General features: G+C 62.1%; 11 protein-coding genes. 2 read left to right on the top strand and 9 right to left on the bottom strand.

The features are described 5' to 3' along the window. Positions 1–78: 78 nt before the first annotated feature. Together IE266_RS24895 and IE266_RS24890 are read right to left on the bottom strand one after the other, a co-directional pair. Positions 79–432 (bottom strand): hypothetical protein, encoded by a 354-nt coding sequence (locus IE266_RS24895; protein WP_189682843.1) that lies wholly within the window; start codon positions 430–432, stop codon positions 79–81. 237 nt (positions 433–669) lie between these two features. Beyond that, a complete protein-coding gene (locus tag IE266_RS24890; RefSeq protein WP_189682842.1) occupies positions 670–1,074 on the bottom strand; it encodes an OsmC family protein in 405 nt (134 codons plus the stop codon). A gap of 219 nt (positions 1,075–1,293) precedes the next feature. On the opposite strand from IE266_RS24890, the gene IE266_RS27065 reads away from it, so the two are divergent. Together IE266_RS27065 and IE266_RS27060 are read left to right on the top strand one after the other, a co-directional pair. Further along, the gene (locus IE266_RS27065; protein ID WP_229864478.1) at positions 1,294–1,668 is read left to right on the top strand and encodes an alpha/beta fold hydrolase; all 375 of its coding nucleotides are present in this window, start codon (positions 1,294–1,296) and stop codon (positions 1,666–1,668) included. Positions 1,669–1,887: 219 nt separating this feature from the next. Beyond that, positions 1,888–2,625: an adenylate/guanylate cyclase domain-containing protein gene (locus IE266_RS27060; RefSeq protein WP_229864476.1), complete on the top strand. Its 738-nt coding sequence runs from the start codon at positions 1,888–1,890 to the stop codon at positions 2,623–2,625. 139 nt (positions 2,626–2,764) lie between these two features. Here IE266_RS27060 and IE266_RS24880 read toward each other — a convergent pair whose 3' ends face one another. The 7 genes from IE266_RS24880 to IE266_RS24850 form a co-directional block, all read right to left on the bottom strand. After that, positions 2,765–9,274 (bottom strand): ATP-binding protein, encoded by a 6,510-nt coding sequence (locus tag IE266_RS24880; protein WP_189682841.1) that lies wholly within the window; start codon positions 9,272–9,274, stop codon positions 2,765–2,767. 33 nt (positions 9,275–9,307) lie between these two features. Next, positions 9,308–10,282, bottom strand: a complete 975-nt coding sequence (locus IE266_RS24875; protein WP_189682840.1) for a hypothetical protein — start codon at positions 10,280–10,282, stop codon at positions 9,308–9,310. A gap of 34 nt (positions 10,283–10,316) precedes the next feature. Then, on the bottom strand, positions 10,317–10,556 hold the full coding sequence (locus tag IE266_RS24870; protein WP_189682839.1) for a hypothetical protein: 240 nt from the start codon (positions 10,554–10,556) through the stop codon (positions 10,317–10,319). 43 nt (positions 10,557–10,599) lie between these two features. Beyond that, complete coding sequence (locus IE266_RS24865) at positions 10,600–12,078, bottom strand: hypothetical protein (protein WP_189682838.1); 1,479 nt, start codon at positions 12,076–12,078, stop codon at positions 10,600–10,602. Between the two features lie 252 nt (positions 12,079–12,330). After that, positions 12,331–13,722 (bottom strand): hypothetical protein, encoded by a 1,392-nt coding sequence (locus IE266_RS24860; RefSeq protein ID WP_189682837.1) that lies wholly within the window; start codon positions 13,720–13,722, stop codon positions 12,331–12,333. Positions 13,723–13,748: 26 nt separating this feature from the next. Further along, complete coding sequence (locus tag IE266_RS24855; RefSeq protein WP_189682836.1) at positions 13,749–14,150, bottom strand: hypothetical protein; 402 nt, start codon at positions 14,148–14,150, stop codon at positions 13,749–13,751. Positions 14,151–14,205: 55 nt separating this feature from the next. Continuing rightward, positions 14,206–15,387 (bottom strand): YncE family protein, encoded by a 1,182-nt coding sequence (locus tag IE266_RS24850; protein WP_229864475.1) that lies wholly within the window; start codon positions 15,385–15,387, stop codon positions 14,206–14,208. Between the last annotated feature and the right edge of the window lie 14 nt (positions 15,388–15,401).

Raw genomic sequence — 15,401 nt, 5'->3', positions numbered from 1 at the left:
CGGCCCGCCAGTGAGCGCGAGGCCCATGAGGAGCTACACCACTTCCCGGGACATCATCGGGACGGCTATGCAGCGAGATCACTTGGGGGCCAGCTTGTCAGCCATGTGAGCGACATAGGCATCGTGCAACGGGCTCATCGCCGCAATCTGCTCTTCGCTGAACGTGCACGGGCGGGCAAACCATGCATCACTCACCGGCGTGCGCCCGAGGATATCCATCACAGTTTCATAGGTGCTCTTCTGCAGCTTGGCCTTCGTTTCGGTGCCGAGCTGGGCGTCCAGATCAGCGCGAATTTGGTCGGTCGGACGGGATCCCCAAGCGACCAACTCCTCACAGGTGCCCTCGACCATGAGTTCCGGGGCCATATTCTGCGCCGAGGCAGCGGGAGCCAAGACCAGCCAGACCAAGGCAGCAATTGAAAATCGCGACATGAAGAAAATCTCCCCTCTTTCAATCAGACTTGGGATGATCCCCGGATCATCGGAAAATGCGTGCACATTGCGCTGTTGTCGGTGCTTTCGGGGCCGACCAGCTTTCTTATCCTTATCCAGAAAGGACAGCAGGAGAGGCCGGTCTGCAAGGAAAATGTCCCGGCAAAGCGCAACGGGAACTATCGACCCGGCCAGGCGAGATTTGGCGGACGAAGCCTTTCGACTGTATCCACCAACTCAGTTCCTGCGTCTCAGCGATCCCGAAAGGTCAACCGCGCCCGAAAGCGTGTTCGAAATGGTTCCGTATTTCAGGATGTTGCGATGCAGAAGGTTCAGGCGTTGATCGGTCTCGGCGCTGTCCACGACGATCTCGTATCGGATGTGCGTAAGCTTCGGCGGCGCGTCCTGGCGCGTGGCCTCCAGTTGGATTTCAGCGCCGTCGATCCGGAAATCCAGCATCGGCGTGACCCGCTCGATGCCCTTCAACATGCAGGCCGCCAATGCCGAGAGAAGCAGTTCGACCGGGTTCATGGCATCGCGTCGCCCCGACAGGTCGGTGTCGAGAGCGACTTCGGCTTCCTTCGCGACGGCCAGGCTGCCATGTTCATCGATGCGTCGGGCGTGAATTCGGTATTCCTGCATCGTTCCATTCCATCCGAGGGGCCGCCCCTGACCTGGCACCGGCCGATCTCCGTTCATGACAGGAGTCTGCAGGTCGGCGCCCGGAGCCACCGCGGGCTTGGGCGGTTAAGGCGATGTTAGGACCCGATTGTCGCGAGGTGTAGCCCAAAACAGCCGGCGCTTGATCAACACGCGCACATACCGCAGTCTTGACCGATCGTTGCAAATCCGAGGTTACCAATGGTTTCCAGGATTAAGGCGCATCCAACCCGTTATGCCAAATCAGGCGGCGTGCACGTGGCGTACCAGAAATTTGGGCGCGGCAACCTGAACCTGGTTGTCGTGCCCGGCTGGATCTCGAACCTCGACTGCGTCTGGGATCATCCCGCTTCGGTCACCTGGATGGAACGCTTAGGCGAATATCCCAACGTCATCCTGTTCGACAAGCGAGGGACGGGCCTGTCGGACCGCGGGCAAGGGATGCCGGGCATGGACGAGCGAAGGGATGACATCCGCGCCGTCATGGACCATGCCGGTATCGACGACGCGGCATTGTTTGGATTGTCCGAGGGCGGAACGCTTGCGACCCTGTTTGCGGCGTCGCACCCCGATTGATGTCGAGCCCTTGTCCTGCAAGGATCGCTGGCCCGCTTTGAACAATGGCTGGAGGACGAGACGGCTTGCGACGCCTTTCTCGCATACGTCCGCGACTATTGGGGCACCGGGGCAAGTTACCTGCGCTATTCGCCTTCAATGGCCGGGGACGCCGACTATCAGGCGTGGTGGGCACGGCGCGAACGGCAGGGAGCAAGCCCAAGCGCAGTCTTCGATCTGATGAGCCTGAACCGTCAGATCAACGTGGCGGATATCCTGCCCGTGGTTCAATGCCCGACCTTGGTTGTCCATCGTCGCAACGACCTGATCGTGGACGTGGAGGGCGGCCGGGAATTGGCCAGGCTGATTTCGAATGCAGAAATGCTGGAACTTCCCGGAGACGACCACGTGCCCTGGACCGGCGATAACATCGACATGATCGCGAACCGGATCGAGGAATTCCTGACCGGCACAAAGCCCTCGCCGGTCATGGACCGCGTCCTTGCGACGGCCCTGTTCACGGACATCGTGGATTCGACCAGACATGCGGCCGCCTTGGGCGACGAAGCCTGGAACCGCCTCTTGCATCGCCACGATACCTTGGTTGAAACCGTGCTGGAGCGCTTTCGAGGGACCAAGATCAAGTCGACCGGCGACGGTTGCCTGGCCACGTTTGACGGTCCGGCCAGAGCTGTCTACGCCGCGATGGCATTGGGCGAAGCTGTCACGGAGTTGGGGATCGAGATCAGGGCCGGCATCAATACCGGTGAAATCCACACGAACGACGGTGATGTCAGCGGGCTGGCCGTCCACCTGGCCGCCCGGGTAATGGACGAGGCCGAACCTGGTGAGTGCCTTGTATCCCGGACCGTTCGGGACCTGGCGGCCGGATCGGAGCTCAGCTTCGAGGACCGGGGGTTGCGTAGTCTCAAGGGAATTCCAGAGGCGGTTCGACTGTTCAGGGCTTCGGGAAAGTAGCCGATATCAGATCGACGCGAAACCTAAGCAAGCCCAATGACATTCCGCTGATGCCGCCCGCCTAACCGCATGGTTTCACATCATAAATCATTCACGATCAGAGTTCCGCAGCAACGCCTCGCGACGGCGCCCGGAACAGCTATTTCCGGGACAAGATGTCCGCGCCGCTCCACCCCTCGGGCACGCCGTGACGCTCCAGCACCGCCGCACGGTCGGCCATCCAACGCGCGGCCTCATCATTGGGGTTCTTCTGGTGGATCTCGGCGAACTCGGCGCGGGCGCGGGCGAATTGCGAACGCAGGAACTGTTTGCCGGCTGCCTCGAACTCGGCCCGGCTCGATTGCTTCATTCGGATTTCGGCGGCATCGGCTCCGGCAAAGAGCTCGAAAACATCAATGGCGCTGGATTTCCCCACGACCTGCACCTTGGTGAGCCGGCGGCAGAATTGCTTGTGCTCCCTGTCGAGCCTCGACACCACGGCGGCCGAGGCGGCAACCCCGATGCCGCACTGCGACGTGAGCGTTTCAAGCCGTGCGGCAACGTTGACGGTGTCAGAGACCACGTTGCCGTTCAGGCGATACTTGTCGCCCAGGATCCCCATCACGAGATCGCCGCAATGCAGGCCTATGCCAGTGGAAATCGGGCTCTTCCCAAGCGCGGCGCGGTCGATGTTCAGACGCCGCAACTCCCTCTGAATGCCGATTGCGGCCTTTACCGCGTCGCCGGGATCGCCGGGGAACAGGGCCATCACGCCATCGCCGAGGTAGTTGTTCACCACGCCGCCGCTCTCCTGGATGATCGGACCGATACGCGCGAAATAGGTGGCGAGAAACTGAAAGCTTTCGGCGGGAGAGGCTTGCTCGGCGATCGAGGTGTAGCCGCGGATATCGGTGAACATCACCGTCATCTGCCGTTCGACGTTATCTCCCAGATGGATATCGACGATGCTGTCGCGCTTCAGGAAATCGAGGAATTCGACGGGCACGAAGCGTTCATAGGCGGTGGAGACGCGCGTCAGCTCGATATGCGAGTGCATGCGCGCGGAAAGTTCCTGGCGCGAGAATGGTTTGGTCAGGTAATCGGTCGCGCCGACGTTGAAGCCCGCCTGCAGATCCTCGACGCGGTTCTTGGCCGTGAGCATGACGATAGGCAGCCGGGCCGCCGGGTAGGTTTCGCGCAGGCGGGCACAGACTTCGTAACCCGACATGCGCGGCATCATGACGTCGAGCAGAACGATGTCGGCCTCGTAGCCGTCCGAGACCAGCCGTAGCGCGTTCTCGCCATCGCTCGCCAGCACGACCTCGAAACCTTCGAGCCTCATGTAGTTCTTCAGCACCTGGAGATTCACCGGGTCGTCGTCGACCACCAGCACCTTGTAGGCGGCTTCACCTGCGGCCGCATTCTGTCCGCCATCGACATCAGCGGACGACGGTCCGGAGTGGAACATCGCAGGCTCTTCCGCGACCTCGCCGATGGGCGGAACAGAGCCCTGGAACTCCCTGGAATGCTCGACCTGCGCCACGATCCGATCGTTGAGGCGAGAGGCGGCAGCCCGCGTGATCTGCAGGTCGAAGGTGAAACGGGCGCCCTGCCCCAGTTCGGAGGCGACGGAGATCGTTCCGCCGTGCAACTCCACAAGGCTCCGCGTGATCGCGAGCCCCAGCCCCATGCCACCATAGGTTCGCTGGATCGACGCATCGGCCTGTTCGAAGCTCTGGAAGATCACTTCCTGGGCTTCGGCGGGTATGCCATCACCCTGATCCGCGACGGTGACGCGGGCACGTTCACCCTCGACCTCAAGCGAAACCCTGACCTCGCCGCCCGCGCCGAATTTCACCCCGTTGTCGACGAGATTCAGCAGGATCTGCTGCAACCGGGCCTCGTCCGCCAGGACGCTTGGCGCGTTTCGCGGGATGTCGTTGACCAGCTTCACCCCGCTGCCGGTCGCGCGCAGTTCGATCAGAGCGAAGACCAGGCTGACGATGGTGTGCAGATCGACCGGCTTCAACTGAAGCTCGATCTCGCCATCCTTGAGGCGAGAGAAATCCAGGATATCGTTGACGAGGTTCGACAGCCTCCGCCCGGAGGAGACGATCAAGCCCAGCGTATTCATCGCGGCCGGCGCGAGCGGGCCATTGGCCCCGCCGATCATCGAGTCCGCCAATCCGATAATGCCGTTGAGCGGCGTCCTCAGTTCGTGGCTCGTATTGGCCAGGAATTCATCTTTTAGCTTGTTGACGCGGGTCAGTTCCTGGCGCGCGCGCGTCTCGATCTCCAGCGTCTCCTCCTGGCGCGCATAGAGCAGCGCGTTGGTCAGCGAGATCGCGGCGAGCGACATGATTGTCGTCAGAACCTCCTCGCGCCCGGCCGTGAAGACCCCGCGCGAGAGCGTATTCTCGAGCTGCAGAACCCCCTTCAGGCTACCGGAACTGACAATCGGCAGGCACATCAGGGATTGCGGCGCACGGGCCCGCACATAAGTGTCGTCCTCGAAGCCACGGCCCCGCACGGCATCGCCGAGAATGAGCGCCTCGTGCGAAACGGCGACGCGCGAGATCAGTTCGCGCGGGTATTCGTCCGAAGGCAGCCTGTCCAGGGTCAGCCCCTTTTCCAGCAGCTTGACCCTCAGGTCTCGCCGCGTGATGCTGGCCTCGGCCACCAGTTGCAGTGCTTCGTCGCGCATCAGGTAGAGCTTGCCAACGTCCGCACCGGCATTCTCCATGGCGATTTCCAGCAGGTGCTGCAGCATGGTGTCGAGATCGGTGATCTCGAGTATGGCCTGGCTCGTCTTGATGATTGTCGCGAGGTCGAGCCCCTCTCCCGCCACCGGAGATGCGGCCCGGCCTTGGCGGTTGAAGACTTCGGGCCACTCGGCTTCGAGTGCCGCGACCTTCCGTGTCGCTCCCCATTTCGCGTAGGCGGTCACGGCGCGTTCCAGGAAACCGTCGCGCCGGCCCGTATCTCCCGACTGTTCCGCCGCGCGGGCGGCGCATTCGCAGGCGATACCGACATAGCTCCATGTCTGGGTATCCTCGGCCTTGCGGATGGCTTCGCCGAAGAGTGTCAGCGCCTTGTCCGTGCGGCCGGCGCCGCGCGCGACTTCGGCCTGCAACAGGGTGTATTGGAACTGGTGGTTGACGGGAAAGTGGTCAGCCAGACGTTTCAGCGCGGCAAGATGCTTGCGCAGCCTCCGACGGCGGGTCAGCCGTGCAAGTTGGAGCGTGTTCGGCGGCGGGCGGGTCAGGCAAAGCCCGGAGAGCAGGTGAAAATCGACGAATTCCGGGCCGAGCGTGGTAAAGCTCTGCTCTTTCCAAAGCCGTTCGTAGAGTTGGCGCACGACGGACCAGTCGGAGTAGATGTGTGTCAGCAGCAACTCGGCGGTCAGGAAACTGCCAACCGAGGCTTCGCCGCGCATTGTCTGGTCCAGCTTGCGGTCAGCTTCCGACCAGCGGTGACCATCCCCCGGCTGCGTCAATCGCTCCACCGCGCGGCGGTAGATCGCGGTGATGTTGTTCAGAACCTCGTGGTTCAGCCGCTTCTGGTAGCGTTCGAATTCGTCGAGTTCCCCGACCAGCGTGCCGAGCGAGGCGCATCCGACCCACGAATACTTCAACATGCCGTAGTAGAAATACCCGACATATTCGAGATCGGCCGCGGTCCAGCTGTGCTTGATCCCTTCTCGCAGGAGGTCGTGCAGATCTTCGTAACGTCGAAAATGCCAGGCGATCACCACGCTGTAGGTGTAATACAGGCGGCCGCGGACCTGGGCAGAGATGTTGCGCGCCTCGAGCAAGGGAAACAGGTTCGTCCCGATCCGGAATGCCCGGTCGACCGCCTTGAAGGCCAGGTAATTGACGATCGCGTAGGTCTGCACCGAAAACAGGCCGGCACTGGTCATCCCGTCGCGCAGCGTCACGCGGAACATCCGGAGGGAAATGAGGACGAACAGGTCCTTGTTCTGCAGAAACGCCGGTGTCGCCACGATCATCAGCATCTCGATCAACTGCTCGGATTCCTCGTTCCTCATCGCCGGCAACGAGGAAAAGTCGAAGACGTCCTGCCGGCGCACTTCGATCTGGGTGCGGGCAAGTTGCGCCATGATCTTGGGCGCGAGCGGCGGGCTGAGGTTCACACCGAGCAGTTTCAGGCCTTCGATACCGAACTCCAGCGCACGCTCGTATTCCGACCGGAAGGTGAAGAGCGTGACCAGGACCTGAAAGACATGCGCCTTGGTTCGGGCTGAGGGAAGATTTTCGAGAAGCTCGCGGAAATAGGGTTCGGCCACCTCGAAGCCGGAAATGAAGAACAGGACCTCCATGGTTTCCAACCGCAAGCGGGCCGTGATCTCGGGCTCTGTCTCCCAATCCGCTCCGCCCAGGCTGACCGGCAGGCTTTCGACCGCGCGCAGATAGCGCAGGGCATTCTCGTAGGCGGCAACGGATTTGGTGCGTGTCACCGCTGCAAGGGCGAATTGCACAAGACGGCGTCCGACCGGGGGCTCCTTCAGCAGGTCGATCCCGAGCAGGATCTGGTCCAGCGCCGAAAACAGGCGGTCATCCGTCGCCGGGTTGGCAATGTCCTCGGCAAGGAAGGCGCCGATGCGATAGTGCAGCCTGGCGCGCTCGGGTTCCGGCGTCGCGCGATAGGCGGCATCTCGGACCATGTCGTGACTGAATGCATGAAGGCTCCCGTCAGACCCGCCGAGCCGAAGGACAAACCCCTCGTCGCCCGCCTCCTTCAGGTTTCGCTCGATCTCTTGAACCGACAGGTCGGAGACAATTTGCAGCGAGGAGGCTGTGAAGTTCGTTCCGAAACAGGCCGCGCAACGCAGGGTGTGCTGGGCCTGGGGCGACAACCGCTCGATGCGTTCGGTCATCAGCAATGCGACGTCCGTGTCGACCACGCGCCGGGTCACCTCGTCCAGCGCCCAACGCCAGGTTTCCGCGTCGATGTCGAACCTTATCGCACCTTCCTGGTAAAGCGCGTTGAGCATCTTGCGTAGGTAGAAGGCGTTGCCTTGCGTCTTGGCGTGAACGATGCGGGCCAGTTCCGAGATCTGGGATCGATCCCCGAGATGCATCGCATCCGCAATCATCTGCGTCGTGTCTTCGACACCCAGCGACCGCACGGTGATATTTCGCGGGGTCACGCCGGAAGCGACGAGAGCGTCCGAGAACAGTTTCACCCGCTCGACCGCTCCCCCGGCGTTGTCTCGATAGGCCGCGATGACCATCAGGCTGGAGAGCCGCGCAGTCAGGAACACATCCTCGATAAGGGCAATCGAGGCGGCATCGGCCCATTGCAGGTCGTCAAGGAACAGGATCACCGGGGCGTCGGCCTCGGCCATCACCTCGAAAAAACCCTGCATGGCGATCCGGAAACGCTGGTTGCGTTCGAGTGGATCCCTGGCCGTATCGGGAGGGATATTCTCGACCAGGTGCTTTAGTTCCGGCAGGAACTCGGCCACGATGGCCAGGTTGTCGCCCAGCCGCTCGACCAGACGGTCGCGATAGCGTTGCTGCCCGGCTCCGCCCTGCACAACCTTGCGCATGACGAATTCACGAAGCGCCTCCAGCAGGGCAAGATACGGCAGCTGCTGGACTTCCTCGTATTTGCCCGAAACGAATTGCGGCCGGGCCCCGGGGCCGGCCATATCGCGCAGCTCGGCGGCCAGCGCGGACTTCCCCGTCCCGCTCCGCCCTCCAAGCAGAACGACCTCGACCCCGCCTGCGCGTACGTTCGAGAGCGCCTCTTCAAGAACGCGGCGTTCCGTGTCCCGGCCATAGAGGCGGTCCGGAATGACGAAGGTGGACAGGGCATCGCGCGCACCGAGCGGGAAGTCGGATACCGTACCATCCCGGCGCTCGGCCTCCTTGCACAGGCGCAGGTCGCTGAGCAGGCCATAGGCGCTCTGGTAGCGATTGGACGGGGATTTCTCGAGTAGCTTGTGGACGATCGCCACCACCATGTGCGGCAGATCGGGGCGCAGGTCCGCGAGCGGTTGAGGCGGCACCGCGAGATGCCGATGCACGAGCTCCAGTTCATCTATCGCGCGGAAGGGGGCTATGCCGGCGAGCATCTCGTAAAAGATGACACCCAACGCGTAGAGATCGGCCCGAAGATCGGCCGTTTCGGACGTGCGCCCGCTCTGTTCCGGCGCGCAATACGCTATGGCCGCCAAATCGCGGCCCTCGATCCCCGAAGGGCGCGCCGCGGCCTGGAACAGGCACTCCGGATGCAAGGCAATCCGGACCGCTCGCGTGGTGGGTTGAACGAAGATCGCCGCGGGCGACAGGTGACCGTGGGCAATTTGCCGGCCGTGCAGCGCCTGCAGAGCCTCGGCCATCTGCGTGGCCAGCGTCAGGAACAGGCCAAGGTTGAAACCGCCCCGCTCGATCATCGTGGCAAGCGGCGCGCCTGGCGGTTCCTCCATGTCCAGCCGGGCGCCGTCGGCTACGATCTCGACGTCGATAGGAAGGGCAACAAGCCGCTTCGGCAGCTCCTTCAGCGTCGCGAGACGCGCACGCCAGCCTGTGCCCGAACCGGCGGGCCGGAGCGTTTCCCAGGCAAGGGTTCTTGCGCCAGTTTTGGTGACGCGAACTTGCGGGCGAGCGGCCTGGCTCGGAGCATCTAGGGGGGAGCGCTGCACTGTCCGCACCTCAAAATGAACCGTGCCGCCATGCTATGCCATTGCCCGCGAAAAGTCAGGTATCGTGATCAGCGAGAAATAGGCCTTGGCTCTCTCTTTCCCCGGCAAACTGGCCGCGACCAACTTCAGATGGTTCAGGCCGAAATCGGCCCGCAGCGGCATGTCTTCAGCGCCGAATTCCTGCAGCGAATGGCGAACGCTCAGCCGCTCCAGGGCCCTGGCCTTCGGCTCGGAGCAAAGCCCTTCGCGGAGCAGCCTCGCCGAAAATCCGGGATCAAGTGCAGTGCCTGATATCTCGACCCCCAGCTCCGGTCCAAGCCCTGCCCCGAGGTCCAGGTCGACCCGCACGGTCGCGGAATCGGCAAGCTCGCTCACCAGGATGGCAAGGCGCTCGGCGCTGGCCATGTTGCCGGGCCATCCCAGCGTCGTCAGCATTTCAACGATCGCTCCAGGTTGCACGCCATCCAGGACCAGCCGGATCCTCGGCACGCCGGGCTTCCGCCCTGTCATGACGCCGGATTGCTTGAGGTAGGCGCCCTCCGGCAAGCTTGCGAGCAGCCTGCCGACAGGCGGCACCTGCCCTGCGCCCATGGCAGATCGAAACAGGGCGGTGGCGAGCCCCGCGGCGGTTTCATGAGGAGTTGGCAGAGAACGAGCCGCGACAAAGAAGCTGGGACAACCAAAGCCGCCCGTTTCTGCACCGTCGTACTCCAGCCAAACAATCCCGGCATCCTTCAGCGCAAGGACTTCGGGCGCGAGGCCCGCGTCAGCTTCGCCCTTCTCGATGGCCGAAAGGAAGCGCTCGAATCCGGCGTCACCACGCGTGAGGGCCAGCGAATAGTCACACCTGCCCGCACCACCATCGAGCCTGGTTTCCAGGATATGTCCCGAGGCGGCCTCCGGTAAGCCTTCGGCAAAACGCACGAGAGTGTCGCGCGTTTCGCCAGAGAGGAATGCCCCCAGCAACCGATCAGCCGCGAGAGCCACGAACCGCTGCGAGCAGATCATGGCATCCAGGCAGGAAAAGACCCCACCGACAAGTCTACCAGAGGTAGCCGCAGACGTTCCCGCCAACGAATTTGGCCAATTCCTCGCCCTGGAGCGACACCAGCTTCTTGGCCATGTCATCCGGCAGGCCGAGGTTCTTGACCAGATAGGCCTGCGCGTCAGGCGTGCTCTGCCCGTAAACGTGCATGAACTCCTTGAGCATACTCTCGTTCTCGAAAAGCTTCGAAACCGCCATGGTCGCGTAGTATTCCGGTGTCGTCTTGTTGACTGGCATCCCTGTGTCTCCCGTTGGATTTTTGTTGTCCTGGTGTGAACCTCTACCTGGCCTGCAGCGGCACGGTCGGATTCAGCACATCCCGACCGAAGCTGAACAGGAAATCGTACATACCCTTCGGCGAACCATTGACCTCGGGTCCGGCGAAACTGTGGCAGGACATGCAATTCGACGTGTCCTGGGTGAAGGTCTCGATGACCGCGTTGCCCAGGATCTCGGGCAGAACGGTGTAGCCGCCCATTCCGGGCGAGTATTTCAGCCACTGGGTTCCCTTGAGCCGGTAGTTGCCAAGGGGCGATCCGGCAAAATGTCCGGCAAGTTGCACGTTGAGGCAGTGGAATTCCGGCGTGGTGATGCTGCAGGTCTCGGTATCCCCGGCCGAGACGGGCCCGGCATAATAGCCGTTCGGATAGAACCGCGTGATGCGCGAGGGCTGGTTGTCTAGCGCCTTCTTCGGCGGCGTGTTCAGCTTGGCGGCTCCGCGCTGATCCACGCTCGGCTTTTCCTTGCCGTAGAACAGCCAGTCCGGCACCGCGCTGCCATCGCCGAATGCGCCTTCTTCGGTTGCGCCGATCTCGGACCAGAGCGGCGCGATTTCAGTATGTTCGAAGGTGCTCCAGGCCCAGTCCTTCATCGTGGCAGTCTTGTAGGCGATATGCAGGCCAACCAGACCGACGGGTTTCAACTGGCATTCATGGGTCAGCTTGCCGTTCTCGATTACCGGCGTGATATAGGCCCATGACTTGTGGAACCTCGCGGGATCGTCCTTTGCGTCGAGAACCTTCCAGGCCGACTTGATCACGATCGCCCCGCGTTTCGCCGGAACGCCATCGCCCTTGTCCCAGGTGCCAACCGGCAGATCCAGCCGCTTGTTGGCCTCGATGAATCTCTCCAGGTCGCGCGCATCCCAGAGGCGGTTGCCGGCGACATAGTCGTATGCCTGCCGGTTGAAGTGCACGTCGAAACGCACGGGGACGCCGTTCCGGTCCAGCAGAGCATGACCGTCCGGGTTCACGTATTCGTCCAGGAACCGGGGCGGCACCGCATCCGGTATCTGGCTGGAATAGGGGATGGCGGCCCGCGCCGCGGCCGTGTCGATTTCGGAACAGGCCCCGGGCAAAGGCACGCCGGGTACATCCCAGTCGAGCGGCGGGTTGCCATTGCGGAAGATCGCATTGGTGCTCTTCCAGGTTTCCCAGACCGTGGTCCAATCCCCGCTCAGGCTCGCATCGAAATCGGGCAGGCCTGTCACTGCCTTGCCTTCGCCATCCCGTTTCACCGGCCAGTTCAGCGCAATGAATGCACGCTGGGACAGCGGGTCGACCTGCGTGATCGTGGCGTAGTTGACGTCCCCCAGGAAGCAGGCGTTCTGACGAGGGTCCGATGGCTTGAAACCCAGGTTGGTGCAGGCACAGACCAACTGATCGTGAGGGTCACAAGCTGCGGACGTCTGCGCAATACCGGCGGCAGGCCATGCGGCAAACGCGAACAGGCTGATAACGACAAGTGCAGGCTTCTTCATTGGGCTTCCTTGACATCAGGACGCCGGCAACGGCCGGAGAAGACAGCTAGACTATACATCATCCTCAATAGACGAATTTTTCCGAGAAACCAAATCAGTACGACAGGCTACGCGGACTGGATCATCGTTTTTCGACCAACCGTCGCCCATCGTGATGCCAGCGACGAACCAATGTTCGAAACCGGACACTCAGAAAGCTCCGAGAATAGCTGACCCCGCGCAATCGGTCCGGATGGGCACGAGGGCCATTGTTCATTGCGTTATAGGTTGCGACAGGATCCACAGGCTGAGCACGGTCAGCCCCACCATCGCCAGCGTCAGCGGAACCTGCGAGATTGCCGCAGTCCTGGGTCCCGAGAAGACCTGCAAGGCGCGGCGGTGGCCTATGAACACCGACAAGGCATGCCCGGCAATGACCGTCACGAAGGCAATCCACCAGATGTCCTGCGCCCCGATGACCGAAATGTCGATGGAACGCCCCCGCGTTCCGAAGAGATCCCATCCCAGCGCAAATGGGTCGGAGGCGGCCGGGAGGATCAACTGACCGGCAATGAGCAGGTAGGAAATGTAATGCGCCAGGTGATAGGCGACTGCAATCGGAAGCAGGACCTCGATGAACTCGACGCCAAGCCTGGCCATTGGTTCTTTCGCCCCTGTGATCCAGGCGACGGCCGCAATCACGATCCAGTAGCCGGCAAGGAACAGCCCGATGACGCAAGCCAGTCCAAGGCCCCGAATGACCTTCAGCAGATCGAAGCCCTGTTCGCGCAGCCAGAGCAATGTCGGACGGAGCCACCCGGCTCCGCTGGCATAGTCCAACACCGCAGCCCAGGCCGGAGTTTCCGAAAGCCCATCGAACAGGACCACTCCGATCAGGCAGACAACCAGGGCGACATCTCCGGGCAGAGCCCGGCGATTGTCGAGCAGCCCGCTCCCCGGAAAGCGAAGTCGCAGCACGCCGGGAGCAGGCGCGCAAATCGGCGCCAACCGTCCGAAAACTCCAATCACGCGGCTGATCGGGTCGGCGATGTCAAACCAGGGCCGACCGAAGACAACTCCGCCGATGATTGCCACGCCGAGATAGATCAACGCCAGGATGCCCATCGCGGGCGGACCCTCGGAATAGTCGGAGATCATTTCGAGCCAGGCGATGCACAGCAATCCGATGGGCGCCAACCAACCGAAGACAAGAGGCAGCCCTGCGTCCCGGCCCTGTCCCATTGCGCGCCTCACATGGACCAAGCCCACGGCAATTCTTCGGAACGGATCGACCAGCGGCCATGTCTCGACAACAAGCGCGGACAGCAACAGGTAGCCCACCCACCAGATCACCCAGATCCAGATCGTGGCGAAGTTGCGCGTAGCCTCCGGGGGACCAGCGAAGGCCGCACCGATCACCACCGCGAACAGGATCAGTCCCAGCGATGCGAGAAGCACCCGGAAGAAGCCCGCCAGCCCCGGTAGAACCCTGATATCCATCGCGAAGGAGTGGCGAGAGCTTTTTTGCGGATAGAGCAATACCCCGCCGAAGGAGAGCGCCACGGCCAGACCGGCAGCGGACAGGTAGAGCCCCAGCGGAAGCGGCAGGTCATACCGCGCGCCAAAGGCATGGGCCGTCGCCGGAACCGGCAGAAGTGCCATCATCGCGATGAGCACACCCCTCGGCAAGGTCATCTCGGTCGCACTTCGACATAGAGAACTACCCTCTCGTGGCGGCCAAGCGCATCGACGATGCCATGCGCCTCGATTGCAAAACGCCCGGTCCTGGTGGCCTGGAAGGCAAACTCCGCAGGTTTGCCGGGCGATACGCGCGCGCTCTGGTCGAAGGCATGGAAATGCAACTCCAACGCCTGGGGGCTTTGCACGATCAGGCGGACCTTCGACCCGACCGCGACCTGAACGGTCTGCGCGGTTTTCAGGTCCAGTTGCACCGCGACCTCGACACTGTCCTCGGCGCCCACCCGCCAGACGGGGCTATCCGGGTCCAAGCCCGTCGCGGCGACAAGGGGTTCCGCCGGATACAGCGCAGAACCGAAGACCACTGCCAGGGTGACGATACGATTGGATGCCATCACGCGAGCCTTCCAGATCGAGGCGAGCGGCGCCGGAACTCCGGCGCCCTCCCTTTCAATGTCCGGCGAGATGGTTCCACTCGGGCAGCAAGGTCAACGAATTGGGATTGAACCCTGCATCCCTGAGCGACGTCATGTTCGCAATCACTTCGCCCTTGGCCAGGTCGACGACCGAAACCGAACCATCGCTCATGTCCGGCAGGTTGATGAAGGAATTCTGAACATGCGCCAGCTTGAAATCGGGTGAAAACCCGACGTGATGAGCGCCGTCCGCCGTAACGATCTGGTGCAACAACTTCGGTTTCGTCGGCCCCTCGGAAATGTCGAAGATGTGCAGATGCCCAGGTTTCATCGCCGTCGTCACATACATCCGGTCCGGATTGTCAGTTCCGTTGAAGTAGATCTCCAAAGGAACATGGGCACCGTTTTCGGCAAAATTGAACACGGTTTCCCGGCTGAACTCCTGCGTGCCGCCGTCCCAGACCAGGGCCTCGAGCGTATGCCCGAACATGTTGGTAACAATCGCCGTGGCCGGTTCATGGCCGGGCACGAACAACACTTCGACCGGCGCGACACTTGATGGAGAGGCGGCATCCGACATCTTGATCTTGCCGATCGGTTCCAGTGTCGAAGCCTTCACCACCGAGATGTATTCGTCGGGTCCGGTCAGGTCTGGTGTGATCGTCGATGTCACGAGAATGCGGTCAATCGCCGTATTCACCGCGAGACCATGCGGATAGGTGCCCGGCAGCTTTATCTCGCCGATCACCTCGTCGGTCTTCACCGATCCGACGATCACATTTCCCGACGCCATGCAGGTGAGGAACCAACGCTCGTTCGCTTCGTCGAAGATGACGTCCTCGCCCATGCCGCAGGGCGGTGTCTCGATCACCGATAGCCGGTATGGGTTCTTGGTCATGTCCAGCACTTGAAGCGGCGGGGACTGGAGGCTGGAAATATAGGCCTTGGCCATCGTGCGATCATAGAAGATGTGATGGGCCACCGTGCCGGGATCGATAGGAATATCCGACACGATCTTGCCGAAGTTGGGGCTGGCGGGATCCAGGTCGACGATGGCCAGGCCCTCGCGCCGCGGTTGCTCTCCGGTCAACTTGAGGCTTTTCAACTGATCCGCCGGTTTGCTTTCATAGTTCATGATGGCAAGGATTTCAGCGTTGGCTGCCGAGGACATGACCCAGACAGCAACGGCCATTCCAAATACGTGCAACGGCTTCATTGTTCCGACCTCCC

The sequence above is a fragment of the Seohaeicola zhoushanensis genome, assembly GCF_014656415.1.
Taxonomy (GTDB): Bacteria; Pseudomonadota; Alphaproteobacteria; order Rhodobacterales; family Rhodobacteraceae; genus Seohaeicola_A; species Seohaeicola_A zhoushanensis.
This window is presented reverse-complemented; position numbering and strand designations above follow the sequence as displayed.